Raw genomic sequence first — 26,973 nt, 5'->3', positions numbered from 1 at the left:
ATCAAACCTCGCTTTGCCCGCGGCGCTCCAGGTATGCGGAGCCGCTGCCGCCTTCGCCTTCCATTTGCACACTGATCCGCGGCGCAGCCACGTCGATGTAGCGTTCTTCCATTTTCCGCTTCAGCAGTAAGTTGAACGCGCGGGATACATCCCACTGGTACTCGGGCTTGGTACGCATGCGCATCCGCAGAACCGGGCAGCCTTCTTCGAAGGCATGAATGCCCTGCATTTCCAAAGGCGACCAGATCAGCCAGCGCATGTCGGGTTGCAGGCGCAGGTCGTCGGCGGTTTCGTTCATGAGGAGGATGGCGTCGTCGATGGGCAGTTCTCGCGGGATGCGGATTTTCAGCAATGCGATGCCGAACTGGCGCGACATGTTGTGAATGGAGCTGATCTTGCTGAACGTAATGTGATGCACCACGCCTTCAAGGTCCCGCAGGCGCACGGTGCGCAGGTTGAAGCCTTCCACCGTGCCCATAAAACCGTTGATCTGCACGAAGTCTCCCACCGACATGGAGTCTTCCACCACAATGAACAGACCGGTGATCAAATCCTGCACCAGGGTTTGCGCGCCAAAGCCCACAGCAAGGCCGATAATACCGGCACCGGCCAGAAGGGGTGTCACGTCTACACCTAGGGTAGACAGGCTCACCAATGTAGCGATGATCAGAAGGGTGATCAGCAGAGTGTTGCGCGCGATGGGCAGAATGGTTTGTGCCCGGGCGGCGTTGATGCGTTTTTTGCGGTCGCCCACGCCCAAGGCGCGTTCCAGCAGTTCGTCGATAAAAATCCACGTTAGTTTCGCGATCAGTAGAACAATGGCGACGCCTAGTAGGCTGCCGGTAATGTTTTTGCTGATCGGCGGTTTGCCCGCGAGACCGAATAGCGACAAACCCCAGATTTGCAGGGTCAGTTCGAAAAATACGAACCAGGCTGCCGCTTGAATCAGGTTATACCCGAAGCGCACCAGTCTGCGGCTGAAGGTACTTAGAGAGCGGTGTTTGGGGCGGTTTTGCTGGATGCCAAGTAGGCCTTGCAGGGCAAGCGTAAGTGCCAGAAGCAGAGCGCAAATCATGGCTTTACCCAGAGCGGCATCGGCTTCGCCGCCATTAATGAACACCGCTATCACTGAGGCGCTGATCGCGACCAGTAAGGGGATGTGCCAAAGCCGTGCCAAGAGCGCAATCACTTCCCGCGACACGCCTTCGTTTTTGCGCTGGTTGTAGGGGCGGTTACGAATGAGGTGGGTCACAGGGCGCCGGTTGCGAACAATCAGGTAGAAACTCATTAGCGCCGCAACCACACTGAAAACGAGCGCCAGTGCACTGGCCAGTTCGGAACCAAGTTTTGTCGTCAGTTCGGAGGTGCTTAAGGCATCTTCAAGGGCGAAAAGTGCGCCTATGATAAACAACGGCAACAACATGCGTCTGCGAAGTATCATCACGGCAGGTAGCCGGTGGCCGTTGGAGAACACGGAAATCATCACGTCGAATAACGAGGTTAATATGCGGGCGCTAAGGCCCGTGTATGCCAGTATTCGCACCGTGGTTTGTGCCGCTTCAGACATACCGAATGTTGGTAGCCCGGCTAATAGCGCGATAAAGGTTAGCAGCCAAGGCAGAATACGCCGGATAAAATGCACCGCCAGAAGCCAAGGCTTTGGGTTGCGTGGCATTTGCAGGGGCCAGTCTCGCCAGATAAAAAACACTCTGAAAAGACGGGTCAGTCCCCACAACACTGCAAGCCAAGCGGCCAGCCCCGCAGCGGTTTCTGCCAGCACGCGAACGGATGCGCTGTTCAGTAAGGTACGGGCCGCGATGTACGCATTCTGAAAATGCGTTTTCCAAATGGAAAGGTAGCTTGGTGGGGTATCGTCGGTGCTATGGTCCTCATCGAACAAGACAGCAAGCGCGCCCAGCAAACCTTCGTTTGCGGAGGTCTCGCTTCTGTCTGCCACAGATTTGGCTTTCAGCCCTTCCTGAATGGTTTTGAGTTGCTGCACCAGCTCCGCACGTTGTTCGTCGTTCTCCAGAGCCTCAATGGTCACATCCAAAGAGGCTTCAAGCTCTTTTGGTGAGGCCTCTTCCTTCTCTCCCTGCCCGGAAAACCCCGGAATGCCGGGCAGAGAAAAAGGATTTGCCTGGGCCGAAGCGCAAAAAAACAGTAAAAACAGCCCAAATAAGGCAGCGGAACGTCTCAAGCTTTTACCTCTTCAGAATCAGGAAATAATGAATTCGGCTATTTTTGCGTATTACCGTACCACACTGCATGATTCGCTCCCCCATCTTCCTGGCTTTGCGATAAACTTTCACGGTCTTAAAAACCAGAAAAATTCGTTAAGGAACTGATGCATGGCGTTCGAATACGGTACCCAGAAACTCAATATCCGGAACCCGTTCCGGTTTGAGGGGTTAGTGCGGTCTATCCGGGGCTTGGTGTTAACGGCAATCGGCGTGTACCTCTTGTTGCAGATTCAACCGTTGCTCTCTATCGATAAAACTCATGCGTGGCTCAGCTTGGCCATTGGCAGTGTGTTTGTCATTGGTGGTTTCAAAGCGCTGGGTATCGGGCTCTTTCAGGTAATGCGCTTTTTCGTGGGTCGGGCGGCGCCGGCTTCTCTGGCGAAGAATGTCGCGAGGGAAGCCGTTCAGGAAAAAGAGCCTTCGCTTTATACGGCTCAAACGATCCACAACATGTTGATGAGCAAAAGCAACCCTACGTTCACAGAGCCTCAGGGTTGGTTTGCGCGTGCCGTGCATTCGCTTTTCCCGGGCTTGATTGTTACCCCGTGGCCTATTCGGAATGCGGCGCAAACGCTGGTCATGAAAATAACAAGAAGCCTCATAGCATTAGGCGCATTTTTAGTGGCGTCTCTGGTTATCATGATGGTATTTGCGGGTTCAGAGGGTGGTGAAGCCGGAGGTGCGGTGATTACGTTGGCGTTTCAGGTCGTGTTGCTGGTGTATCTCGGCCTTGTCTGGGTGAAGCTGGGCAACCCGCTGGCGCGTGAGAACATGACTAAACTGCATAGTTATTCCAGTGGGGGGCTAGCCCTCGTGGTTGTGGGTACCATCGTTGTTCCGGTGTTGATGGCACAGGGCTGGCTCGCGATATGGGCGAATGTGGGCTCCCGGGATAGGGCTGCTTTTGTTGAATTGCTGCCGGTTCTTGAGCCCATCTTCAGAACAGGAACGCTGTTAACGCTGACCATTGTCTGCGCGGCGGTGGTTGCTGCCGTGGCGGTGGTGTTGATTCGTGCACGCATCCGCATGGTGGAAATCAAAACCAGCAGCTCAGAGAAAAACAGCAGCTGGCGGTTCGATCTGCACCCACGACAAATTTTCACAACCCTGAGAGACCTGGTGCTGATGCAGCGCCGAGAGCAGGAATTGCCTAACCGTATGTATCAGGATACCAACGATACAGGGCAGGCAAACCGTGATAACGAACAGTTTAACGGTGATTTAATTACTGAAATTCAGCCTGTGGTTGAAGAGGTTTCTGAGTCTGCGGCCATGCGGTACGCGCGGATTGCAGGTACGGTGACGGCACAGATTCTCATGTTGATCGGTGCTGTGCTTTTTTGGCAAGGTGCCGAGAATGTGCTGTTCCACATGAACGCGTGGGACCAGCTGATCGCTCAGCGTGCGAACGTTGAATTGTTGCTCAACCAACTGTTGATTCCCGCAGGCGGTACCGTTGCTATGCTGCTTGCTTCGCTTCTACTGATGGGCTTTGGCCGGACGCTGGACAGAATCTGCCATATGTTCTGGGCTGAAATTTTCTTCCGCTCCAAAGTGTTTGATTTCCACTGCGAAGGCACCGTCATGCGCGCGACACACTACCGCGGGGCAGATCGGCACAGTGCGTCCAGCGAGCAGGACGTATTTACCTTTGATGCGACCTATTTTGCGTTGGCTGCCGAGTTCGTCAGTTCCACCTTTGCGGTGTCTGGTCAATACAATCTGGAACAGCCGCGCTACGTTTTGTCGATGAGCCCCTGCGATGGTTTTATGAATGGCGTTATGGGCGATTTGGAGGATGAGTTCCGTCGCAGAGATGACGAAATCCAGAGCGATAAGCAGGCGGATAAAGCGCAGCGGCTAGACTATATACGCCAGGAGCAAGAGGCTCGTCGCACCGGGGATTTGGCAGCTCAGGGTTTGACGTCTCCGCAGCAGCGGGCGATAGAGTCTGAGATGCCGGCTGATACGGAGCGGGAGAAGATTAGTCGTTGGGAAGGTGAGGCAGACTAAGATGAGCTCTAGGGAAGGCTAGGCGCTCATTCGGGTGGGCTGCGCAATGATTGTGCCGTGTTTCAATCATTGCGCGCTTTACTGTGTCGTCAAATAGGCGGCAAGCGACTCAATATCTTCGTCAGACAACACCGTCGCAATCCCCAGATGCTCCGCAGGCTGCCCCGCCAATCTTGGCATATTCTGAAAACCCTGAGCATTCTGGCCCTGACACCCCGCACAGAAAATGCACTGGGGTCTGGCTTAGCAAAGTTTGGTAACATGGGCCTCAGCCAAGCAGGGAGCGAGTGATCATGCATTACAGTTCAATACTACCGGATGTGATAAAAGTGGCGGATGAAGCCAGCGAGCGAGTGCTCCACATCTACCAATCCGATTTCAAAGTGCAGTATAAAGAGGATCACTCGCCCATCACCGCGGCGGATATGGCGAGCCATGAGATTATTGTGAAGGGGCTATGCAGTATCAGCCGCGATATCCCCGTTCTCTCGGAAGAGGGCGAGCAGGTGCCGTGGGAAGAGCGAAAGCAGTGGCGGCGGTTTTGGTTGATCGACCCCATCGACGGCACCAAAGATTTCACCCAGCGCACCGGCGAATTCACCGTAAACATCGCCTTAATTGAAAATGGTGAGCCAGTCATGGGCGTGGTTACAGCTCCAGCGTTAAAAGAAGCGTTTTGGGGGCTCAAAGGCGAAGGTGCATACAAGCGTGATCGCACCGGGCGAACGCATAGAATTCACGTGGCCGAGCCAAAAGACGTCAAACGGGTGGTCGCCAGCAAAAACCACCTAAACGACGACACCCGCGCCTTTATCGAAACCCTGGGCGATCATGAAACCCTCCAAGCCGGCAGCTCCCTGAAATTCTGCCGAATCGCCGAAGGCCACGCCGACATCTACCCCCGTATGGGCCTAACCTGCGAGTGGGACACCGCCGCCGCCCACGCCGTACTCTCAGCCGCAGGCGGAAAAGTGCAAACACTGCACAACACCCCACTGCAGTACGGCAAAGAAGACATCCTCAACCCGCACTTCATCGCGGCAGGCAACTGGTACTTTTAAAGGTTAATGTCTTTATGACTTGGTACGCGCTTCAGCACAAACCGGCACAGGGTGACCGGGCGGTTCAACATTTGCAGAATCAGGAGATTGCCTGTTTCTACCCCAAGGTTGAGGTGGAGAAGATTAAAGCGGGTAAGCGGTCTAAGCGTTTAGAACCGCTGTTTCCGGGTTATATCTTCGTGAACCTTGAGCAAACCGACCCTATGTGGGCGAAATTGCGTTCTACGAGGGGAGTGCTGCGCATTGTCAGTTTTGCTAATAAACCAGCGCCCATTACGGATGAGGTGATCGAGCACATCAAGGCTAGTATGGGCAAAGTGGCAGAGCAGGGCGGTATCAAAGCGGGCCAGGCAGTAGAGTTAGACGACGGCCCATTCAAAGGCCTAGCGGCTATTTTCCAAGCTTACGATGGCGAAGAGCGCGCGATTGTACTGATCAACTTTATGCAGAAGCAACAGCGGGTGAGTGTGCCGGTGTCGGCAATTCGGTCTTAAGCTAAACGTAGGTCTGGGTGCATTTAGAGCTATCAAATGTATGGGGGGCTGACCCCATATTGGGCCTTTTACAAAAGTTTACGTTGGTAACTCATTGATTATTTGCATGCAAAAGTAATTGTCACTTGTTTGTCACGCAGCTTCTAGTAGAATCCCTCACCGCTTCGGAATAGTAATTTTTTCAGAAACCTGACAGGGATCACGTTAGGGCCTTCCCTTCTTGGCTTTTCCCTGTTTATCAGAAGTTTATTCTATGACCTTAAAACACTGGGCCCTGGTCGGTGGGGCGGTAGCGTGCTTAATAAATGAACGATCTATCTAGAGTTAACTTCAGTTCTTCGAGCCAGCTTCCGGCACGCTTACGGGCCAGGTATGAATCTCCAGTGGCGCCTGCTGCAAGCGGGTCTGCTAAATACCTATTTTGGGTACAGTGGCTAGCAACAACGGCCATTCACATGACCGTCTTGCTCGTGCTTGCGTGGGATAAAACGGACGATGTCTCGTCGGCCTACCGCGTGTTAGCTGTTTTGTCGTCTGTGCTGTCGGTTCCGATTTACGCAAGCTTTAGGCCCTTTACCGCGCGAACAGGTTACTTGGTTGGTTTGGCGCGATTGCTAGCCGCATGGGGGGCATTGGCAGCAGCGCTGCTTTTCATCGCTTTCGTTACAAAAACAACCGAAATCTTCTCGCGAGGCGTGATATTGCAGTGGCTGGCTTGGGGGGGGGCGTTTCAAGCGTTGGTATACTTACCTCTCCATAAATTTGCCCTGCAACTGGAAGGTAAGCTCGGCGCATCCGGAGCCTCAATTATCATCGGAGGTGGGCAGCTTGCGCAAAATCTCGCCAGCAAGCTTCGGTATGAGCGCAGGGAAGATATGCAGGGGTTGGTTGTTCTTGATGATGAAGAAGATGACCAGGGGGCGGACAACCCCGCTTACTTCCCGATTCTGGGGCAAGTTAGTCAGCTTAGGGCAATACTGAAGGCCAACAACGTCCGTCGCGTTTACATAGCGTTACCTGCACGAGAAACTGATCAAATTGAAGGGCTATACGTTGATCTACTTGATGCGAATGTCGATGTTATTTGGGTGCCGGACTTTGCGAACCTGAAGTTGTTGAATCACAGTGTTCACGATTTGGGCAACATGCCGGCGGTACATCTCAATGAAAGCCCGCTGACTTCCTACCCGGGTGGTGCGTTGATGAAAGAGGTCATAGATCGGTCTCTTGCTGCCGTAGGCCTCGTGTTACTTGGGCCAGTATTTTTCACCTGTGCTCTGGCCGTAAAGCTTTCATCGCCCGGCCCAATTTTGTTCCGGCAAAACCGGCATGGGTGGAATGGGAACATTATTGAAGTTCTCAAATTTCGCTCGATGAAAGTGCATCAGGACACCAATGTGCAGCAGGCCCAGAAACGGGACCCTAGGGTGACGCCTGTAGGGCGGTTTTTACGAAGAAGCTCGCTAGATGAGCTCCCCCAATTAATTAACGTATTGCGGGGGGATATGTCGCTGGTGGGCCCTAGACCTCATGCAGTTGCGCACAATGATTATTACGCCGATAAGATTCTCGCTTATATGGCTCGCCATCGCATCAAGCCCGGCATTACCGGCCTTGCGCAGATCAGCGGGTATCGTGGCGAGACAGAAACCCTTGAAAAAATGCAAAAGCGCGTAGAGTTTGATCTGGAATATATTAATCACTGGAGCTTGTGGCTTGATCTCAAGATCCTCATAAAAACGCCCTTCACGTTGCTTTCAAAAAACATCTATTGAGTCGGTGGAGTCACGGAATGGCTGGATTCATTCATAGTCGAGCAATTTTTACTGCAATCGCACTTTTATCGTCACCCATTGTTGCGGCAGCGCCTTGGCTAGAGCCAGGTGATGCAAGAGCTAGGCATTCACTTCAGAAACTTTCAGATCGTGGGCATTACCAGCGGGGTGTAACGACTTGGCCGGTTATGTGGGCAGATGTCGACAGCGGCATAGGTAATTCGATAGCAAATGACGCCAGCTCTATCGGTGCGCAAGCAGCATACCTAAGTTTTGAGCAAAAACAGCTGGGTAGCGAAGGCGCACGATTTGAGGTGAGATTGGCCGGCAGAACAGAAACGTCCTCAGTTCAGGGGTTCTCGAATCAGCCACGTGACAAAGGTGAGTTGTCAGTTAATTTGCAGTGGCAAGGTGATTATCTGGCCATAGGGCTAAAGCCCGTTGCTGTGGCTAATGCTTCGGATGATGAAACGTTTCGGGCCGATGGCTCATATCTAGCTGCCACGCTCGGAAATTGGGTGGTTGGCGCTGGCGCTATAGAGCGCTGGTGGGGCCCCGGCTGGCAGTCTGCGATGGTGCTGTCCACAAACGCCCGACCCATTCCGGCGGTTTGGATGAACCGCAAGAATACGTCGGCCCCCGAATCAAAATGGCTCAACTGGATAGGGCCTTGGAATTTCACGGTCTTGGCGGGTGAAATGGAAGATGAGCGAGTTGTTCCAAACGTCCGTCTGGTAGAAATGAGGTTTAACGTGCGACCGTTGCCGGGCCTGGATCTTGGTTTTACGCGAGCTATCATGTTTGGGGGTGATGGCTTCCCGGGTGGGTTTTCTACCTTTCGGGATGCCTTTGTTGGAAACGACAACTCTTACGATGGCTCCGACCCTGGTAACCAGCTCGGCGCAATCGATATACGCTATGGTTTTCCGGTTGGTGAGCAATCCATGAGTGTGTATATGGAAATGCTCGGAGAGGATGAGGCCGGCTACCTGCCGTCGCGGAAGTCTTGGCTGCTTGGGGTGGATTGGACCAGCCAGCTCTTGGATGAAGACCAGCAGTGGTTTTTTGAATATACGAACACAATGGCGGACGATCTCGTCGGCGACGCTATTCCGAATTACGCATACTCTCATGGGCGTTATCGAACGGGGTACCAGTATCTTGGGCGAAATATGGGCTCAAGCTTCGATGGTGACTCTGAAACCCTTACATTAGGTTTCTTTCATTTCCTTTCTGGCGGCAGCAACGTATCCCTGTCGTTAACCCATGCGGATCTTAACGGTGATGACGGAAATCGGGTTAATCAACCCGACCATGATATCTTTTACTTCGCCCCGGATGGCGCCCAAAAAGTGGCAATTTTGAAGGCAGGCTACGGCACCGAAGTGTTAAAAGGTTGGCTAGACCTCAACCTTCAGGCAACTGATAAAAAGATCAAGCTCATTGGCGGGGAGCAAGACCAGTGGGCAGCCAGCGCAAGCTGGACCTATAGATTCTAAACATTCGCACTACAAACTCAGAACCGGAATATTCTTACCGTGAACCTGAAACATCGCTTACTCGCAATCCTTTTGCTATTGCCCATGATGGCATCGGCTCAATCGATATCTTCTGCTCAGATAGCCCAGTTCAAAAGCTTACCAAAAGCTCAACAAGAAGCGCTTGCGAGCCAATACGGAGTTGATCTTGATGCGTTGATGGGAAGTGGGCATGCATCCAGCCGCCCGCAACCAGTGCAGGTTGTAGAGCCAATCAGCCAGAAATCCGAGCAGGAGGCTGCTGAAACCAAAGCTGAGTCGGATGCGGAGAACGGGGATGCCAAAAACAGCTTAAAGCCGTTCGGGTACGACCTGTTTGCGGGCAAGCCGACTACTTTTGCTCCCGTTACTGAGATTCCGGTACCGGCTGAGTACACGATTGGGCCAGGGGATGTGCTTCGTGTTCAGTTGTGGGGCAAGGAAAATCAGAATCTGGAATTGCCCGTCAGCCGGGATGGCAGTATCAGTTTCCCGGACTATGGCCCGCTAAGTATTGCAGGGCTTAGCTTTGACGAAGCTCGTGAACAAATCAAAACCCGAGTTTCAGAGCAGTACATTGGAGTGCAGGCGAGTGTATCGCTAGGCGAGCTGCGTAGTATCCGAGTATTTGTGCTTGGTGAGGCCCGCAACCCAGGCTCCTACACTGTGAGCTCTCTGTCTACTCTTACCAACGCCCTGTTCGTGTCTGGCGGCATTGAAGCCTCGGGTTCCCTGCGTAATATCCAGCACAAGCGTAATGGCAAGTTAGTAGGCACACTGGATCTATACGATCTGCTGCTTAAGGGCGACAGCAGTGCCGACAATCGCCTGCAGCCAGGCGATGTTATTTTCATCCCGCCGGTGGGCAAGCGTGTTGGCATCGATGGCGAAGTCTACCGCCCGGCATTGTATGAGTTGAAAAGCGAAAACCGGTTGGCGGAGTTAGTGCAGGTCGCCGGCGGCCTGACGTCTCAGGCTTACCCGCAGCGTGTCAACATCGAACGCACCAACAATGACTTCCTGCGGGTGATTGTCGAAGCCGATTACTCCCAACGCCAAGGCCGAAATGCCCTCGTTCAAGCGGGGGACACCATAACCATTCCCTCGATTTCCGATATCACCGGCCAGTATGTGGAAATTCGCGGTGCGGCTGCCCGTGCTGGTAAATTCGCTTGGATGCCGGGTATGCGGGTGAGCTCGATTATTCAGAATCTGGACACCGACCTGGAACCCACGGCCGACAAACGCTATGCAGCCATTGTGCGCACGAACCCGAAAACCGACGCTGTGGCAGTATTGAACTTGCGCCTGCGCGAAGCCATCACCCAGCCGGGCAGCGAATACGATCTGCAATTGGAAGAAAAAGACAAAATTTTGGTGTTCTCGGATGCCGGTAAAGTCAGTGCTGGCGAAAGCGGTGGCAACTATACTCGCGAAAACCTATTCGCCCCTGTGCTCCAGCGCCTGAAAGCCCAGGCCAAACCGGGTGCGCCAGAGCAAACCATCCGCATCAGTGGGCCTGTGCGCTACCCCGGAGAATACCCGCTACCAGCCACTCGCAGCCTTGCGGATGCAATCTTTGTGGCCGGTGGTTTGAAAGACATCGCATCATTGAAACAAGCCGAGGTGGCCCGCTACACCACGGATGAAAAGGGTATTGGCCAAACGCGAATCATTGACCTAGACCTAGCGGACGCTATGGCAGGCAGCAGTGCCGTCAAGCTCCACAGCAGGGACACTATTCTAATCAAATCCATACCACAATTCGCCCAGAACAGAACCGTCAGTCTTAAGGGGGAAGTGAACTACCCGGGGCAGTACACCTTCCGAGATGGCGAAACCTTGAAAGATGTGCTTAAGCGAGCGGGCGGTCTAACGGGAAATGCGTTTCCTAAGGGCGCCGTATTCACTCGAGAAAAGCTTCGCCAATTGGAAGCGCAGCGTCTGAGAGAGGCAGAAGAGCGGTTGCAGGGTGACTTGCTAGGAGTTCAGCTAGAAGGTAGTAGCTTTGGTGGACAAAACGCTGAACGCGTGAAACAAGTGGAAAATTTATTGGATGATGTACAAAGCAGTCGCCCGGTTGGGCGCATGGTCATCGATCTGGCTTCTGTACTTAGCAATGAAGATTATCAATCTATACGCCTGCAAGATGGCGATACCTTAACCATACCGACTATTCCTCAAGCCGTGTCCGTCTTCGGCGAAGTGCAATTCCCCACCAGCCACCTTCACCAGCCTGGCTTAAGTGTGGATGATTACCTTGAACGTTCCGGTGGCCCGACCCGGCAAGCTGACGAAGACAGAGTGTACGTGGTCAAAGCGGATGGGTCCGTCATGCTACCTGAGCGCAGCCGTTGGTTCGGTGGTAGAGACCAACAACTCGAGCCCGGCGACACCATCATCATGCCGATTGATTTAGACCGCCTGAATCAGCTTGAGCTCTGGACTAACGTGAGCCAGATCGTGTACCAGATGGCGCTGGGCGCCGCAGCAGTGGGGAACCTCTGATGAAGGAGACAGCACCACAGCCGACGTACTACCCTGACGATGAAATAGACCTGCGTGAACTGTTCGCGACCCTCTGGCGAGGCAAATGGATAATCATTCTGACGACACTGGTATTTGCAGCCGCCGGTGTTGGCTATGCAATCTACAAACCCAACATTTACCAATCCAGCGTGCTGCTAGCGCCGGCGCAGGAAGAGGGTGGTGGCCTGGGTGGTCTGGCCAGTCAGTTTGGAGGTTTGGCCAGCCTCGCTGGTATTAACTTGGGCGGTGGAGGTTCCAATCAAACCGTTATCGCAAAAGAGGTCTTGCAGTCCCGAGCTTTTCTGACCGGCTTTTTCCATCGCCACGACATGCAGGTTCCTTTGATGGCTGTGGAAGGCTGGAACGAGAGCACCGGAGACTGGGTTTACGACCGAGACAAGTACAATCCCGAAACGGGCGAATGGCTGCCCGACAGCGATGGTGACAGCTATAAACCTACCGATTGGGAAATGGTAGAAGCCTTCCGGGAAGACCACTTCAGTGTTAGTGAAGCCAAAGACACCGGCATGATTACGGTGAGCGTGAAGCACTACTCCCCGATTCTGGCAAAGGAGTGGGCGGAAAAGCTGGTGCAAGATATCAACGAGCACATGCGCAAGCAGGATGTGGAAGAAGCCGAAGCCCGGATAGCGTACCTCGAGCAAAAACTGGACGAAACCAACATCGCGGGCATGCAGCAAGTGTTCTACCAGCTCATCGAGAATGAAACCCGTACAGTGATGCTGGCCAATGCGCAGAAAGAGTATGTATTCAAAACGGTCGACCCCGCGGTTGTGGCCGAGGAAAAGGCCGAACCGAAGCGGGCGCTCATCTGCGTAATTGCAACGCTTCTGGGTGGCATGCTCGGGGTATTTATTGTGTTTATCAGAGCCTTTATCAGAGGTTCCGATGGTGAGAGCTCTAGCCAGAACAATACCGGCGATACAACCGCGTAATGAAGCAGCTGGTCATCAGGCTCACCAACCTCGGCCTGCGGGGCACTACCTTGGTCAGCAAATTTCTGCTGATTTTCATGCTGGCGAGGTTTTTGGAGCCCGCCGAGCTGGGCTTATACGGCCTGCTGACGGTAACCATCAGCTATGGGCTCTACTTTCTGGGCTTTGATTTCTACATCTTTACCACCCGTGAGATCCTGAAAACAGAGCCTGAAAACCGAGGTCAACTGCTCAAGAGCCAGGTTGCTCTCAGCATTATCTTGTACGCGGTGTTTCTGCCGCTCTCAGTTGGTTTGTTCGCTCTGAAGCTGCTCCCTTGGTGGTTGCTCCCATGGTTTCTGGCCATTCTGGTATTGGAACATATAACCCAGGAGCTGAACCGTCTTCTAGTGGCGCTGCAACGGCAACTGGTCGCTAGTTGGGTTTTGTTCTTCCGCGCCGGCGCCTGGTGTGTTGCAGTGGTCGCAGTTATGTTCCTCAATGAGCCCAGCCAGGAACTGCCAACCGTACTTACCGGTTGGATAGCCGGCAGCAGTATCGGGGTGTTGATTGGTGTTGCCGTGTTATGGCGAATACCGATGGGTGGATGGCTTAAAAGCGTAGATTGGGGGTGGCTGAAAAAAGGCCTGAAGATTGCGATTCCCATGCTGATTGCCACACTTGCATTGCGTGGCATCTACACCGTGGATCGGTACTGGTTTGAAGCCCTCGCAGGGCTGGATGTGCTCGGGGCGTACGTGCTTTTTATTGGTATGTGCATGGCGTTGCTGGGCTTTATGGATGCGGGCGTGTTTACTTTTCTCTACCCGGCTATGATCGCCGCCCATGCCAACAACAATGCCGCAGAGTTCCGGAAAAAGTACCATCAGCTGGCCTGGCAGACGATAGCCCTTACTGCACTGTTCTCTGCGTGTGCGTGGCTGGCGGCCATGCCGTTACTGCAGTGGCTGGATAAACCGCTTTATCTTGAGCGTATTGATCTGTTTGCCTGGTTGCTTCTCTCCACCGGTCTGTTCGTTGTCGGCATGATCCCGCATTATGGCTTGTACGCCAGGGGCAAAGACAAAGCGCTGATTGTCGCTCATATCGCCGGATTCGTGGTTTTCCTGGCCAGTACTGCGGCCCTGGCGTCGATAGCCGGAGAACTAGCAGTGCCTTTTGGGCTGATCTCAGCCTTCGCATTTATGCTGGCCTGGAAAACCTTCCAGTTCTACCGATTAACACCCGCCGACTGGCGGTGATACCATTCATCTTTACCGTAAAACCCAGAGAAAGTGACTATGCTCGAAAATTCCACCATCCTCGTCACCGGCGGCACTGGCTCCTTCGGCCACAAATTCATTCCAATGACCCTGGAAAAGTACAACCCCAAGAAAATCATCGTGTTTTCCCGGGATGAAATGAAGCAGTGGGAGATGGCGAAGTTGTTCCAGGGCGACGACCGCCTGCGCTTCTTTATTGGTGATGTCCGGGACAGAGACCGCTTATATCGGGCGCTGGATGGTGTGGACTACGTAGTGCATGCAGCCGCCACCAAAATTGTACCCACCGCCGAGTACAACCCGTTCGAGTGCGTTAAGACCAACATCCACGGCGCCATGAACCTGATCGACGCCGCCATCGATAAAGGCATCAAGGGCGTTGTGGCTCTCTCCACCGATAAAGCCAGTAGCCCAATCAATCTGTACGGTGCCACCAAACTGGCTTCTGACAAGCTGTTTGTTGCAGGTAATTCCTACGCGGGTGGCCACCAAACCAAGTTCTCCGTGGTACGGTATGGCAACGTAATGGGTTCCCGCGGCTCAGTTATCCCGTTTTTTATGTCTATCAAAGACAAAGGCGTACTGCCCATTACCGACCCCCGTATGACTCGTTTCATGATCAGCCTGGAGCAGGGCGTGGAGCTGGTATGGCATGCCTTTGAAGACATGGTGGGCGGCGAGATCTACGTGAAGAAAATTCCGTCCATGAAAGTGACGGATCTAGCCCGCGTTGTCGCCCCAGAAGCCGAGCAGGAAATCGTAGGTATTCGCCCGGGCGAGAAGCTGCATGAGCAGATGATTGGTGCCGAGGATTCATACTTCACCTACGAGTACCCCGAGCATTTCAAAATTCTGCCCAACATCAATGATTGGGGAACGTGTAAAGAGCGCATCAAAGACGGCAAGCCGGTGCCTGAAGGCTTTGTGTACGCCAGTGATAACAACACCGAATGGATGACAGACGAAGAGCTGCAATCCTGGATTGATCGCCACAACAGCGAAATTGGCAAGATCTGACCATGATTCCCTACGGTAAGCAGGACATTAACCAAGCGGATATCGATGCAGTACTGGAGGTGCTGAAGTCAGACTTCCTGACTCAGGGCCCGATGGTGCCGAGATTCGAGCAGTCTATAGCCCAGCATGTCGGCGCTAACTACGCTTTGGCAGTTAACAGTGCCACTTCAGCGTTGCACATTGCCTGCCTGGCATTGGGCCTGGGGGAGGGCGACTGGCTATGGACCACGCCTGTTACCTTTGTAGCCTCCGCTAACTGCGGGTTGTATTGTGGTGCGAAGGTCGATTTTGTGGATATCGACCCCCAAACCTACAACCTGTGCCCGGTTGCGCTAAAGAAAAAGCTTGAACAGGCAAAGCAGGAAGACCGTTTGCCGAAAGTGGTGGTGGCGGTTCACTTGTGCGGCCAGCCCTGCAACATGGAAGCGATTGGTACCCTCGCGAAAGAGTACGGCTTCAAGGTAATTGAAGACGCATCCCACGCGATTGGCGGCAAATATCAGGACGAGTTCATCGGCAACTGCCGTTACAGCGATATCACTGTGTTCAGCTTCCACCCGGTCAAGATTGTGACGACGGCCGAGGGAGGTATGGCGGTAACCAACGATGCGCGGTTAGCGGAAAAAATGAATCTGTTGCGCAGCCACGGCATTACCCGAGACCCAGCCTTGATGACCCATGAACCTGACGGGCCCTGGTATTACCAGCAAGTGGATCTGGGCTTTAATTACCGGATGACAGAATTGCAGGCAGCGCTGGGTGTAAGCCAGATGCAGCGGCTGGATGCGTTTGTGGCTCGTAGGCACGAGTTGGCAGAAAGGTATAACCACCTGCTGGCGGATTTACCCGTCGTGCTGCCTTGGCAACACCCGGACAGTTACTCAGGCTTGCACCTTTATGTGATCCGTTTGAAGTTAGACTGTATCTCCCGTACGCACAGAAAGGTCTTTGAATCTCTGAGGGCACAGGGAATTGGCGTCAACCTGCACTACATTCCCGTGCACACGCAGCCGTACTATGAGTTGATGGGTTTTAAGCCAGAGAGTTTTCCGCAGTCCATGGCCTATTACTGGGAAGCCATCAGCTTGCCAATGTTTCAGGGCCTGACCGACGATCAGCAAGACGAAGTGGTTTCGGCGCTTCGCAATGCGCTGGCGGGAGAGTGATAGTGAGTGCTGTAGCAATCATTCCCGCCCGCGGGGGCAGCAAGCGAATTCCACGCAAAAACATTAAAGAGTTCTGCGGCAAACCGATGATTGCCTGGTCTATTGATGCCGCGCTGGAAAGTGGCTGTTTTGACCGGGTGATCGTGTCGACGGACGATGAGGAAATTGCTGCGGTTGCCCGGCAACACGGGGCTGAAACCCCCTTTATGCGCCCGGCCCAACTCTCAGACGACTACACCGGAACCATCCCCGTCATTCGGCATGCGGTTGAATGGCTGGCCGACAATGGCTGCGCGGTGTCACAAGCTTGCTGTATCTACGCGACCGCCCCATTTGTTTCCCCTGAAGATCTGAATCGGGGCCAGCAACTGCTGGAAAGCGAAGTCTGCAGCTATGCCTTTTCGGTAACCAGCTACGCTTTCCCTATCCAGCGTGCCATTCGCATCACAGGTAGCGGGCGAGTAGCCATGTTCAATCCGGAACACTTCCAGACTCGATCCCAGGATCTTGAAGAAGCCTGGCACGATGCTGGCCAGTTCTATTGGGGAACAGCCCAAGCCTGGAAAGAAGAACGCCTCATCTTTTCGGAGGATGCCGCACCTGTAACGCTCCCGCGGCATAGGGTTCAGGATATCGATACACCGGAAGACTGGGTACGAGCCGAGTGGCTGTTTAAAGCCATGCAAGAGCAGGGCACTGAATAATGCGGATAGCATTCCGGGCAGATGCTTCCGTTCGAATTGGCACCGGCCATGTTATGCGCTGCCTTACCCTGGCGGACGCGCTGCGTGCTCAGGGGCATGAATGCCTCTTTATCTGCCGGGATCATCCGGGATGTCTGTCCGAGCTGATTACTCAACGCGGGTATGAGCTTCATCTGTTGACTCATAAGATTCCGACCGATCTGGAGAATGAAAGCGATAATCTACTTACGCATGCTGAATGGTTGGGGGTTCCATGGCAGCAAGATGCGGAACAAACAAATAGAGTTCTGTCCGGTCAAAAAGTCGATTGGTTAGTCGCCGATCATTATGCGCTGGATTCGCGGTGGGAGCGACAAATTGCCAGTAAGGTTAAACGTATATTGGTGATTGACGATCTGGCTGATCGAGAACATCAGGCAGATATTCTTCTGGATCAGAATGCGCTGGGAAATCAGATAAAGGAGCGGTATCAGGACTTAATAAACCGGGATTGCCGTCTGCTCTTGGGGCCCCAATATGCTCTTTTGAGCCAGGAGTATCGAATATTAGCCAGCGCTTTGCCGCAGCGTGATGGATGTGTGTCGAGAGTTCTGATTTTTGTAGGGGGGAGCGATCCGCACCATCTTACGGAACGGTATCTTGAGGCCCTGGCCTGCCCCTCATACAAACGTCTGTCGATAGATGTGGTCATTGGAAATAATCACCCCTCGCCCGATATCGTTCAGAAGATGGTAGATCGCCAAGAAGGGGCAAGGCTCTATTCGGGACTCCCCAGCCTGTCTGCACTGATGGTAAGAGCAGACCTGATGCTAGGTGCCGGTGGGGCAACGAACTGGGAGCGAATGTGTTTGGGGTTACCCGCAATTGTAGTGAGCGTGGCGCGTAACCAGGAGAAAATAAACCAGGAACTGGGCCGTCTGTCGCTCGTCCATTTTATGGGACCTGCCGAAAAGGTAACTGTTGACGACATCAGCAGATCTTTGGCAAGTATGTTGAAAAATACACACTGCACCTCCGCTCAATCAAAAGCAATGCGAGCCATTGTTGACGGCAATGGAGCATGGCGACTGGTAAAAGCGATGGAGCAAAGTTTACATGCCGCTGCGTAAGATTGAGGAAGCAGATCTGGAGCTGATGTTAAGCTGGCGCAACCATCCGTCGATTCGGCAGAGCATGTTTTCGCAATCCGTTATTCTGTTTGATCAACACCGGGCATGGTTCCGGCGTCAAGCTCAAAAGGATGACTGTTTGTGGTTGATTTACGAAACGCACGAAAACCGCCCCGCAGGAATCGTATATTTCACAGATATGGACCACGCCTCAAAAAACGCATTTTGGGGCTTCTATGCAGACCCTGAGGCGCAACCGGGCACTGGGACGAGAATGGGTATAGAGGCGATTGATCTCTACTTCAGGGAGTTAGATTTCCACAAACTCAATGCAGAAGTACTGGAGAAGAACGAAAGGAGTCTTCGATTTCACCGGAAACTTGGGTTCGAAGTGGAAGGGGTCTTTCGGGATCAATATCTCGGTGAAGAAGGTTTTCAGTCAGTGACTCGTTTTGGACTGCTTGCCGCTGAGTGGGCCGAGCATCGCAAAGTATTGACGGCAAGCTCATCGAACAACAGCTTATAGGCAACTCCCTTGAACACGAATACCTACATCCTCGCCACCTCAAAACCGTGGCATCACTCCCAGGCTGCTGACCTGCTTCCTGGTAAGGAACGATACGTATGGGCTAACAACCCTGCTGAACTTGAAGAAATCATTGGTAAAGGGCAGAACATTCGATACATCTTTTTTCTACACTGGAATTGGCTGGTACCCGAGCAAGTGTGGAAGAATTATGAATGTATATGTTTTCACATGACAGATGTGCCCTATGGCCGGGGGGGCAGCCCGCTCCAGAACCTGATCGTTCGAGGGCATACTTCAACCAAGTTAACAGCGCTGCGAATGGTTGAGGAAATGGATGCTGGGCCGGTTTACACTAAGAAGGATATGTCTCTCAGCGGCACCGCAGCAGAGATTTACAAACGGGCCGGAGAGTTAAGCTTTGATATCATCAGGTGGATGATTGAAACTCAGCCTAAGCCCACCCCTCAGCAGGGTACCCCCACTATCTTTAAACGTAGAAAGCCTGCTCAAAGTGAATTGCCGATCGACGGCAGTATTCACGACCTATACGACCACATACGAATGCTGGATGCGCCAACCTACCCGCCTGCTTTTATCACTTGCGGCGAGTTTGTTATTGAGTTTTCAGACGCTGAAGTGGGCGAAAAAGAGTTGAAAGCATCTGTGCGAATTACAAAGAAATCTAGGTAAGGAACAGTTATGAAAGATGTTGTTATTGATGGAGTGAAGATCGGACCAGATCATCCCCCCTACATCATTGCTGAGTTATCTGCGAACCACAATGGTTCTTTGGAACACGCCCTGGCCACTATAGATGAAGCCAAAAAGCGTGGTGCATCTGCGATCAAGCTCCAGACCTATACCGCAGACACCATGACCATAGACTCCGACCGCCCTGAGTTTTTGATTAAAGGCGGGCCATGGGATGGCTTTAAGCTCTACGACCTCTACAAGTGGGCAGAAACACCATTCGAGTGGCACAAGGCGATGTTCGAGCATGCCCGTAAAATCGGAATTACCGTTTTCTCGACACCGTTCGATGAAACCGCGGTGGATCTGCTCGAAGAGCTGGATGCTCCCGCCTATAAAATCGCCTCTTTTGAAGTAACCGACCTCCCCCTGATCGAATACGTAGCCAAAACTGGCAAGCCCATGATTATGTCGACAGGTATGGCCAGCGAAGAGGAAATTGAGGAAGCGGTTGCGACAGCCAGAAATGCAGGCTGTGAAGAACTGGTTCTGCTTCATTGCATTAGCAGCTATCCCGCGCCCATGGAGCAGGCGAACATCGCACAGGTCAACGAGCTGGGTAATCGCTTTCAGGCCATACCAGGGTTGTCTGACCATACGCTTGGCACCACTGCCTCTGTAGCAGCGGTTGCTCTGGGAGCCTGTCTGATCGAAAAGCACTTTATCTTGAATCGAGAGGATGGTGGCCCCGATAGCGGTTTCTCGATAGAGCCGGAAGAGCTTGAACGCCTATGCCTAGAAACCCGCCAGGCTAAACTCGCTATCGGCAAGATAGGTTATGGTCGCCAAAAAGCTGAAGAGCAGAACCGGATCTTTCGTCGTTCCATATACTTCATGCGCGACATGAAGGCTGGTGAGACGATTCAAGAAAAAGATATTCGTAGAATCCGGCCGGGAATTGGTATTGAGCCCAAATACTTCAGAACCCTCATCGGAAAAACGCTAAAAAACGACGTAACGCGCGGTACTCCAACCAGTTGGGAGCTTTTTAATGAGTAAAACCGTTCTAGTGGTTGCAGCCCATACTGATGACGAGGCTCTAGGCTGCGGAGGCACCATAGCTCGCCACGTGGCGGAAGGAGATATCGTTTACGCTGTTTTTCTGGCGGATGGAGTAACGTCACGCCCAGGTGCCACAACTGAAGAGTTAGAGCAGCGGAATGCAGCTGCAGAAAAAGCCCACAAGATACTGGGAATAACCAAAGCGTATATGCTCGGATTTCCAGACAATCGGATGGATAGTGTTCCTTTGTTAGATATTGTTCAAAGCCTTGAAAGTGTGCTTAAAAAAGTTGAGCCTCAAATTGTGTATACACATCACCACGGTGACCTAAATATCGATCATAGGATAACGCATCAGGCAGTATTAACAGCTTGTCGGCCGGCACCGGACGCTTCGGTCAAAGAAATCTATGCCTTTGAAGTACTCTCAGCGACTGAATGGAATACCCCGGGTGTCGCACCATTTATTCCCAATGTGTTCGTTGACATTTCAAACTATTCTGTTCAGAAGTCCGAAGCATTACGTGCTTACAAAATGGAGATGAGAGACACTCCTCACTCCAGATCCTTAGAAAATAGTGCGAGGCAGTCTGNCCCCCCCCCCCCCTCCTGGACGAATACTCGACAATACTTTTAGTTTTCTTGTTATATTCGAACTTTCCATTCACTCCTCGGATCCACTGTAAACGTTCGGATTGAACCCTGAGGTTTGAGGCGCTTGTCATTATTTTTGGAAATGTGATGAAAACAATTTGTTTTATAGCAAATTTTGAAAAGACATTCTTTTATCTGGAAATTGCCAAAGCACTTAAATCTGAAGGCTATTTAATAAGTTGGATTACGACAAGTAAAGAGTTGAGGAAAAAGATTATCTCTGATATGCCCGCCTCAGATATCTTATATTTGAGTCCTGATGATCTAGAGACATTTGATAATCCGAGTCAAAATGTTGACATCAATGTCAATGAGATCCTTGCTATCGATAGAATTTTAACTGATTCGGCTAGAAATAAGAAATTATTACAGTCACAGGCGATTAAGATAGAGCGCTATTTGCGATCGTGCAACGTAAACCTGATTATAGGTGAGTTAACTTGGGCGCATGAGCTCTTAATTTCGAGGCTCGCATCGGAATTGTTTGGGGTCACATATGTCAACCCTCATACGATTAGGATTCCAGACAACAGAATTGCCTTTTTTACCGACGAGGAGCAGTCAAAAGCAATTGCTTTAGAAACAGGTGATTTGATAGATGAAGTTAAAGCTAAGAAACCTAAATATCTGAAATACAACGATGAGAAAATAAAAAAAACAACCAGTGCTACTTATAGAGTTAAGAAACTGTTTACATCGATGATACATAATAAAAATGTTGACCCAGAGGACCAGACCAAATTTTCTTCCTGGATCAAATGGTTCGTGGCCCGTATGAAAGAAGGCTTTTACAGGGATGCATATGGATTGATAGAAAAGAAGTTTGATCATCTCCAATTAGATCGTCCTTATATCCTATATACCCTACATAAACAGCCAGAAGCATCAGTTGACGTAATCGGGAGTTACTTTAGTGACCAAGAGGCATTAATTAAACGCTTATGGACGGCACTTCCAGATAGCTGGGATTTGATAGTAAAGGAGCATTCAAATGCGGTTGGTGATCGATCTCCTCTATTTTATGCGCGCTTAAAAGGTCATCCAAACCTTTTCTTTGCTAAAGTTTCAACTGATTCGTACAGCCTTATCCGGGGCGCAAGGGCCGTATTTACGATTTCTGGCACATCAGCATATGAGGCTGCATTAATGGGGGTGCCATCCTTCACCTTTTCTAATTGTTTTTTTAACTGCCATCCTCTGTGCCAAAGAGTCTCGATTTCTGATCTAAAATATAAAGGAATTAAGTCCTTAATTACTGAATCATTGAGTTCGAAAGAAAACCCTTCTCTACAGTTAACTGCTTGGTTAGAAAAATATTCGATGGAAGGGCAAGTTGGTGATCCTATCAGATTACCAAGCTGTATGGAGCCATCCAATATCCAGAATATAGCCCGAGCATTGAAGAGAATGATCTAAAAGATGAAACTTTCAGAGATAGTGGCGGTTATAGGGCTTTCCCTTGTTTTTATGGCTCTTTCGTCTTTGCCTTACTTAGGCCAGTTACCAAGCTGGATATTTGCATTTTGCTTGCCTGTTTCAACTTTGGCCCTAATGCTTGTGCTTGTGGTTTCTTCAATCAAAAAAGATATTGTTACATTCTGCTTTTTTCTGTTTTTCTTTTTATATTATATTGGTCCTATTCTGGCTGATCGAGCGTTCGGGCTCTACGGCTTGGATCTGCAGTTTCCAAAGTATTTAAATATTTCAATATACATATTTTCTGTTTTTTTCTTGTATTCATGCGCGCTCTATCTAGTTGTTTTTAGGAGTAAAGTCCGTATTATTCGCGAGGTTCTTGACTTAAATCAGCACATCAGGCCTAGCTTAAATAAGGGTCAAACAAAGTCTTTATTCTATGTTTTTGTTATTTCAGTTTTGGTAGTTAGCCTTCAGGGGGACTTGTCTTTCAGTGAAGGCGGATTTGATGTGGAAAGAATACACGCGCAGGCTGGAAGCGGGCTAAAAATTGCTCTTGTCAAGATTGTAGGTTCATATTTGTTTTTTGTGATAGTGCTGCGATTTAAAGATGATTTTTTTCTGCATATTGTTGGGTGTTTGCTCTTATCCTACGCTGCTTTCGCATTGACTGGACATCGTTCTTCGATCGCTGTCTTCGTTTTGCCTTTAATGTTTGTTTATTATCTTAGAGGGATTATATCATTTAAAGTTGGGCTAGTGTTCTCGCTATTGCTGGTATTCTTGTTCACAGTTTTGGGCGCTTACCGCGCTTCAGGAGAAATATCCCTAAGTGTTGCGAAATTTTTGTATATTTTCTTTGGCGCATTGGGAGACATTAAGCCTTACGTGATAGCCATCAAGCACTCCTTCGTTGAAGGACCAAGCATGGGCGGTGAATTATTGGATACAGTGATTCGGTTTATTCCCAGAGAGTTTTTCCCTGAAAAGCAATTGACATTTGGGGTTGCCGGTGATCTTGGTGGTGAAGAAGTTTTTTCAAGAGTTCCTGGGCTGATTGGTGAAGGAATGTTTTTGTTCGGCCCTTTTGGAGCTTTGGTTTTAGTTTTCGTTCATACTGCTTTCTCTACAAATTTGATATCTTTAATCAGAGAATCGAAGACGGTTTTTTCTAAAGCCTTTTTTATTTGGTTGGCACCTGGTGTCGTATTTCTAAATAGAGGAGGTCTTGATGCTTTTTTCTATAATCTTATTTTCATATTTTTTTTGCTGACTTTTTTATCGATTTCTGTGTATATTTTTTCGAATAGAAAGCTTGGAGAATCATGCCTTACTTGACAGCGCCAGTTGTTTACGTTTTTTGTTTAAAGCAGGGAGGCCAGAAAAATGGCCTTTTTTACTACGGTTTCGATCTCTTGGATGAGTTGTCAAAGCGTGGCTCAAAGGTGGTTTTGTTTTCTACGAAAGATTACTTCCTCCAAGGTAAGAAGGAAGGGCTAGTGCCGGATGTGAAATTCGTTAAGCTTCCAAGAATTTCGAATCGAGCCATGAAATGGATTCTTTTATCTATTTATTGTTTTAAGATTATGGGGAAAAGAGGGGGGCGAGAGTATATTTTTTCCTCGGAAGATCTGCCTGCTCTATTATGCGCCTGGCTTGGAAGGGGGCCAATTGGAGTGGTTGTCCATGATTTAGGTGAGTTTTATGTTCGAAGATATGGGTTGATGAAGGATTTTTTCCGGCGAACTTGGATTAAGAAGTTGTTGTCGAAAGTTAATTATGTAGTGTGCGTCTCATCAAGAACCAAGGCGGATGTAGAGAGAGTTTCACCTGGACAGAAGAATATATTAACTATTTTAAACTCACCATGCAGAATAGATGGCTCCGGAAAGTCGGTGAAACTCCTGTATGTCTCGGGATTTGATTACCCGTCGAAAGGTCACTCTAGTTTTATTTCGAAGTACGCGAATTTTCTCAAAGAGAACTCGATTGAAGTTCACTTTGTAGGCAACTGCGGAAATTTTAAAATGCTTGGTGAATTGAGAGCATTATGTCAGAGCCTTGGTGTTGCAGATCTAATAAGTTTTCATGTTAATGTTACAAATTCATTTATCGATTTAATGTATCGTAGTGTTGATGCCTTTGTTTTTCCGTCGCACTACGAGGGGTTTGGGCGGCCCCTCATCGAGGCGGCTCGCTATGGTTTGCCGATATTTTCGAATGATGTTGGGGTTTTTCGGGATCTCCAAGAATCGGGATATCATAACATTTTCCCACTTGACGAACTTGAGTGTGCCTATGGATCTTATGCGACGTGATTTTATATTTGACGTTGGTATTGTTTCAGAAGACTTCGATAATGCAATCGATTTGATCGCCCATTCTTTAGAAAATGGGCTACCGTTTACATTGGTTTTTCTCAATTCGAATCTTTTGGATTATTACTATAACAGAAAATTAGATCTTGATTTAAAAAATGAGAACGTTTTCATCTTTCCAGATGGTATTTTTCTTGATCTTTGTAATATCCTGTTTAACGGAAAGCGGTTCAAAGCTAACCTTAATGGTACTGATGTGTGTCCGAAGGTTTTGGACTTGTTGGATCCGGAGGCTAGTGTTTCAATAGTTGGTGGCGACAGCGATTTGCATAATCTCGTGCGCCAAAGGCTGAGCGGTTCTTATGATGTGAATTTGGGTTGCTTATACTCCGGTTTTTTTCGAAATGAACAAGAGAAACATGCCGTAATAAACGATATTATAGAGAAAAACGTAGAAGTTATATTTGTTGCAATGGGGAATCCGCTCCAAGAAAACTTCGTCCAAGAGCTTAGGGATGCCGGGTTTCAGGGTGCTGCGATATGCGTTGGTGCTTTCTTTAATTTTTTCGTTGGTTTAGAAAAGAGGGCTCCAAGAATATTAAGGATAGTTCGCATGGAATGGTTTTATCGATTTGTCAATAGCCCGCGCAGGCTCTTTAAAAGGTACTTTTTAGCTGGTCCTAGGCTGTTCCTTTTGGTTGTTATCTATAATTTGAGATCTAGGTTTCGTCTCTCGGACTGAAGTGACCATTGGGGTTAGTTTGGTATTTAAGCGTGGTTTGGCGGCTAAGCAATTTAAGGTTGGTCATCCCAATTTCCGCGCCCTCGCCCTAAGGTAGGTTGGTTTTTGATTTTTTTAAAATCGCTTCTTATTGGAGTGATTTAAATTAGATTATTTTTTTCATTTAACTTATTAAGTCATCCATTTTTTCTCAAGGTCTCAGTAGTTTGCTAAATCTAGTCGTTTTGGCTGGGGGCTCCGGCTCTCGCCTTTGGCCTCTCTCTCGCCAGTTAAACCCCAAGCAGTTCCTTGCTTTGACAAACGCCCATTCAACGATGCTGCAGCAAACAGTAAGCCGTTTAAAAGGCCTGAATATTGGTGCGCCAGTAATCATTTGCAATGACGAGCATCGGTTTCTTGCTGCCGAGCAGTTGCGGTTAGCGGGTGAGGATACCGCCCGGATTATTCTGGAGCCAATGGGGCGGAATACCGCGCCCGCAATTGCGCTTGCTGCTCTGCAGTCTGTTGCCGGTGGAGAGGACGATATGCTCCTCGTTCTGGGGGCGGATCATTTGATTAGCGATGTGGCGGCATTCCGAGAGACAGTTTCTCGGGCGTTGCCTCTTGCTGAGGCTGGTAAATTGGTCACCTTTGGGATTGTTCCCGGAAAAGCCGAAACTGGTTACGGTTACATTCAGAAAGGCGCGGCGCTGGATACCGGCGGTTTTGTTGTTGAGCGTTTCGTCGAAAAGCCAGATTACGGCACGGCTCAAAGCTACCTTGAATCCGGCGATTACCTCTGGAACAGCGGTATGTTTCTTTTCAAAGCCAGCTGTTACCTGGAAGAGCTGGAACGTTTTCGTCCCGATATTCTTGACGCCTGTCGGACTGCTTTAGAGAGTTCCGCAAAGGACTTGCACTTTACTCGAGTCGACCGTGGGGCTTTTTCAGCTTGCCCTGAGGAATCTGTGGACTACGCGGTGATGGAAAAGACATCTTCTGCGGCCGTTATGCCAATGGACGCTGGCTGGAGTGATATTGGATCCTGGTCTGCATTGTGGGAGGTTTCAACCAAGGATGAATCTGGTAACGCGGTTTCCGGAGATGTGATCCAACAGAATAGCTCGGGGTGTCTGGTGCGGGCCGATCATCGACTGGTAGCGACAGTCGGTTTAGAGGATCTGGTCATCGTTGAAACCAAAGATGCCGTGCTGGTTGCCCATAAAGATCGGGTTCAGGATGTTAAAAATGTCGTCAGCCAGATTGAGGCGGATGGTCGCCATGAACACTTGAATCATCGGGAAGTCTATCGCCCGTGGGGTGTTTACGATTCCATTGATAATGGTCACCGTTACCAGGTAAAGCGTATAACTGTGAAGCCGGGTGCAAAGCTTTCGGTGCAGATGCACCATCACCGGGCGGAGCATTGGATTGTTGTGAGCGGTACTGCGAAGGTGACGAATGGGGAGAAAACTTATTTGGTGACTGAGAACCAGTCTACCTATATCCCTGTTGGTCAGGTTCATGCTCTTGAGAACCCCGGGGTTATGGATCTTGAGTTGATTGAGGTGCAGTCTGGCTCATACCTGGGTGAAGACGATATTGTGAGATTTGAGGACAAGTACGGCAGGGCCTGATTGGTACCTACAGCGAATCTTTACGTTACGTGATGGTTACTGAAAAAGTCGTGCTGTTGGCGTAAACTTGCGCCAATCTCCGAGTAAGCGGGCTTTCGTG

The 26,973-nt window shown here is 50.4% G+C and carries 23 protein-coding genes; 21 read left to right on the top strand and 2 right to left on the bottom strand.

Annotated elements, in window-relative coordinates; translation table 11 throughout:
• Position 1 precedes the first annotated feature (1 nt).
• Positions 2-2,200, bottom strand: a complete 2,199-nt coding sequence (locus DOQ08_RS06325) for a mechanosensitive ion channel family protein (protein ID WP_114334073.1) — start codon at positions 2,198-2,200, stop codon at positions 2-4.
• Between the two features lie 151 nt (positions 2,201-2,351).
• Here DOQ08_RS06325 and DOQ08_RS06320 point away from each other — a divergent pair, with 151 nt between their 5' ends.
• Entirely contained in the window at positions 2,352-4,256 is a 1,905-nt protein-coding gene (locus DOQ08_RS06320) for a hypothetical protein (protein WP_114334072.1), read from the top strand.
• A gap of 78 nt (positions 4,257-4,334) precedes the next feature.
• Here DOQ08_RS06320 and DOQ08_RS16225 read toward each other — a convergent pair whose 3' ends face one another.
• A complete protein-coding gene (locus tag DOQ08_RS16225; RefSeq protein ID WP_406565346.1) occupies positions 4,335-4,436 on the bottom strand; it encodes a c-type cytochrome in 102 nt (33 codons plus the stop codon).
• Between the two features lie 113 nt (positions 4,437-4,549).
• Between DOQ08_RS16225 and cysQ the strand changes: the two genes are divergently transcribed.
• From cysQ to DOQ08_RS06215, 20 genes are all read left to right on the top strand, one after another.
• Complete coding sequence (gene cysQ, locus DOQ08_RS06310) at positions 4,550-5,317, top strand: 3'(2'),5'-bisphosphate nucleotidase CysQ (RefSeq protein ID WP_114334071.1); 768 nt, start codon at positions 4,550-4,552, stop codon at positions 5,315-5,317.
• 14 nt (positions 5,318-5,331) lie between these two features.
• Positions 5,332-5,811: a transcription/translation regulatory transformer protein RfaH gene (gene rfaH, locus DOQ08_RS06305; RefSeq protein ID WP_114334070.1), complete on the top strand. Its 480-nt coding sequence runs from the start codon at positions 5,332-5,334 to the stop codon at positions 5,809-5,811.
• A 455-nt stretch (positions 5,812-6,266) separates the two neighbouring features.
• Positions 6,267-7,586 carry an undecaprenyl-phosphate glucose phosphotransferase gene (locus tag DOQ08_RS06300; protein ID WP_114334069.1) on the top strand — a complete coding sequence of 440 codons (1,320 nt, stop codon included), beginning with the start codon at positions 6,267-6,269 and terminating at the stop codon, positions 7,584-7,586.
• A gap of 17 nt (positions 7,587-7,603) precedes the next feature.
• Positions 7,604-9,085 carry a capsule assembly Wzi family protein gene (locus DOQ08_RS06295; protein WP_114334068.1) on the top strand — a complete coding sequence of 494 codons (1,482 nt, stop codon included), beginning with the start codon at positions 7,604-7,606 and terminating at the stop codon, positions 9,083-9,085.
• A gap of 39 nt (positions 9,086-9,124) precedes the next feature.
• Complete coding sequence (locus DOQ08_RS06290; RefSeq protein ID WP_114334067.1) at positions 9,125-11,611, top strand: SLBB domain-containing protein; 2,487 nt, start codon at positions 9,125-9,127, stop codon at positions 11,609-11,611.
• Complete coding sequence (locus tag DOQ08_RS06285; RefSeq protein WP_114334066.1) at positions 11,611-12,588, top strand: Wzz/FepE/Etk N-terminal domain-containing protein; 978 nt, start codon at positions 11,611-11,613, stop codon at positions 12,586-12,588. The genes DOQ08_RS06290 and DOQ08_RS06285 overlap by 1 nt, the downstream gene beginning before the upstream one ends.
• Complete coding sequence (locus DOQ08_RS06280; RefSeq protein ID WP_114334065.1) at positions 12,588-13,829, top strand: lipopolysaccharide biosynthesis protein; 1,242 nt, start codon at positions 12,588-12,590, stop codon at positions 13,827-13,829. The genes DOQ08_RS06285 and DOQ08_RS06280 overlap by 1 nt, the downstream gene beginning before the upstream one ends.
• 39 nt (positions 13,830-13,868) lie before the next feature.
• Positions 13,869-14,867 (top strand): UDP-N-acetylglucosamine 4,6-dehydratase (inverting), encoded by a 999-nt coding sequence (gene pseB, locus DOQ08_RS06275; protein WP_114334064.1) that lies wholly within the window; start codon positions 13,869-13,871, stop codon positions 14,865-14,867.
• A gap of 2 nt (positions 14,868-14,869) precedes the next feature.
• A complete protein-coding gene (gene pseC / locus DOQ08_RS06270) occupies positions 14,870-16,033 on the top strand; it encodes a UDP-4-amino-4,6-dideoxy-N-acetyl-beta-L-altrosamine transaminase (RefSeq protein WP_114334063.1) in 1,164 nt (387 codons plus the stop codon).
• The gene (pseF, locus tag DOQ08_RS06265) at positions 16,030-16,737 is read left to right on the top strand and encodes a pseudaminic acid cytidylyltransferase (protein ID WP_114334062.1); all 708 of its coding nucleotides are present in this window, start codon (positions 16,030-16,032) and stop codon (positions 16,735-16,737) included. The genes pseC and pseF overlap by 4 nt, the downstream gene beginning before the upstream one ends.
• The gene (pseG, locus tag DOQ08_RS06260; RefSeq protein ID WP_114334061.1) at positions 16,737-17,846 is read left to right on the top strand and encodes a UDP-2,4-diacetamido-2,4,6-trideoxy-beta-L-altropyranose hydrolase; all 1,110 of its coding nucleotides are present in this window, start codon (positions 16,737-16,739) and stop codon (positions 17,844-17,846) included. The genes pseF and pseG overlap by 1 nt, the downstream gene beginning before the upstream one ends.
• Positions 17,833-18,372, top strand: a complete 540-nt coding sequence (gene pseH, locus DOQ08_RS06255) for a UDP-4-amino-4,6-dideoxy-N-acetyl-beta-L-altrosamine N-acetyltransferase (protein ID WP_114334060.1) — start codon at positions 17,833-17,835, stop codon at positions 18,370-18,372. Before pseG ends, pseH begins: the two co-directional genes overlap by 14 nt.
• A gap of 9 nt (positions 18,373-18,381) precedes the next feature.
• Complete coding sequence (locus DOQ08_RS06250) at positions 18,382-19,065, top strand: methionyl-tRNA formyltransferase (RefSeq protein WP_114334059.1); 684 nt, start codon at positions 18,382-18,384, stop codon at positions 19,063-19,065.
• 9 nt (positions 19,066-19,074) lie between these two features.
• Positions 19,075-20,124: a pseudaminic acid synthase gene (pseI, locus tag DOQ08_RS06245; protein WP_114334058.1), complete on the top strand. Its 1,050-nt coding sequence runs from the start codon at positions 19,075-19,077 to the stop codon at positions 20,122-20,124.
• Positions 20,117-20,764, top strand: coding sequence for a PIG-L deacetylase family protein (locus tag DOQ08_RS06240; protein WP_114334057.1), 648 nt, complete (start codon positions 20,117-20,119; stop codon positions 20,762-20,764). Before pseI ends, DOQ08_RS06240 begins: the two co-directional genes overlap by 8 nt.
• Before the next feature lie 104 nt (positions 20,765-20,868).
• The gene (locus DOQ08_RS06235; RefSeq protein WP_114334056.1) at positions 20,869-22,197 is read left to right on the top strand and encodes a hypothetical protein; all 1,329 of its coding nucleotides are present in this window, start codon (positions 20,869-20,871) and stop codon (positions 22,195-22,197) included.
• 3 nt (positions 22,198-22,200) lie between these two features.
• On the top strand, positions 22,201-23,535 hold the full coding sequence (locus DOQ08_RS06230; RefSeq protein ID WP_114334055.1) for an O-antigen polysaccharide polymerase Wzy: 1,335 nt from the start codon (positions 22,201-22,203) through the stop codon (positions 23,533-23,535).
• On the top strand, positions 23,523-24,515 hold the full coding sequence (locus tag DOQ08_RS06225; protein WP_114334054.1) for a glycosyltransferase: 993 nt from the start codon (positions 23,523-23,525) through the stop codon (positions 24,513-24,515). Before DOQ08_RS06230 ends, DOQ08_RS06225 begins: the two co-directional genes overlap by 13 nt.
• Positions 24,496-25,257, top strand: a complete 762-nt coding sequence (locus DOQ08_RS06220; RefSeq protein ID WP_165823624.1) for a WecB/TagA/CpsF family glycosyltransferase — start codon at positions 24,496-24,498, stop codon at positions 25,255-25,257. Before DOQ08_RS06225 ends, DOQ08_RS06220 begins: the two co-directional genes overlap by 20 nt.
• 206 nt (positions 25,258-25,463) lie before the next feature.
• The gene (locus DOQ08_RS06215; protein ID WP_114334052.1) at positions 25,464-26,873 is read left to right on the top strand and encodes a mannose-1-phosphate guanylyltransferase/mannose-6-phosphate isomerase; all 1,410 of its coding nucleotides are present in this window, start codon (positions 25,464-25,466) and stop codon (positions 26,871-26,873) included.
• The last annotated feature ends 100 nt before the right edge of the window (positions 26,874-26,973 follow it).

Origin of the sequence: Marinobacter litoralis, from assembly GCF_003336705.1 — a bacterium.
Lineage (GTDB): Bacteria > Pseudomonadota > Gammaproteobacteria > Pseudomonadales > Oleiphilaceae > Marinobacter > Marinobacter litoralis.
Note: the sequence above shows the minus strand (reverse complement) of the source record. Positions and strands in the feature narration are given on the sequence as shown.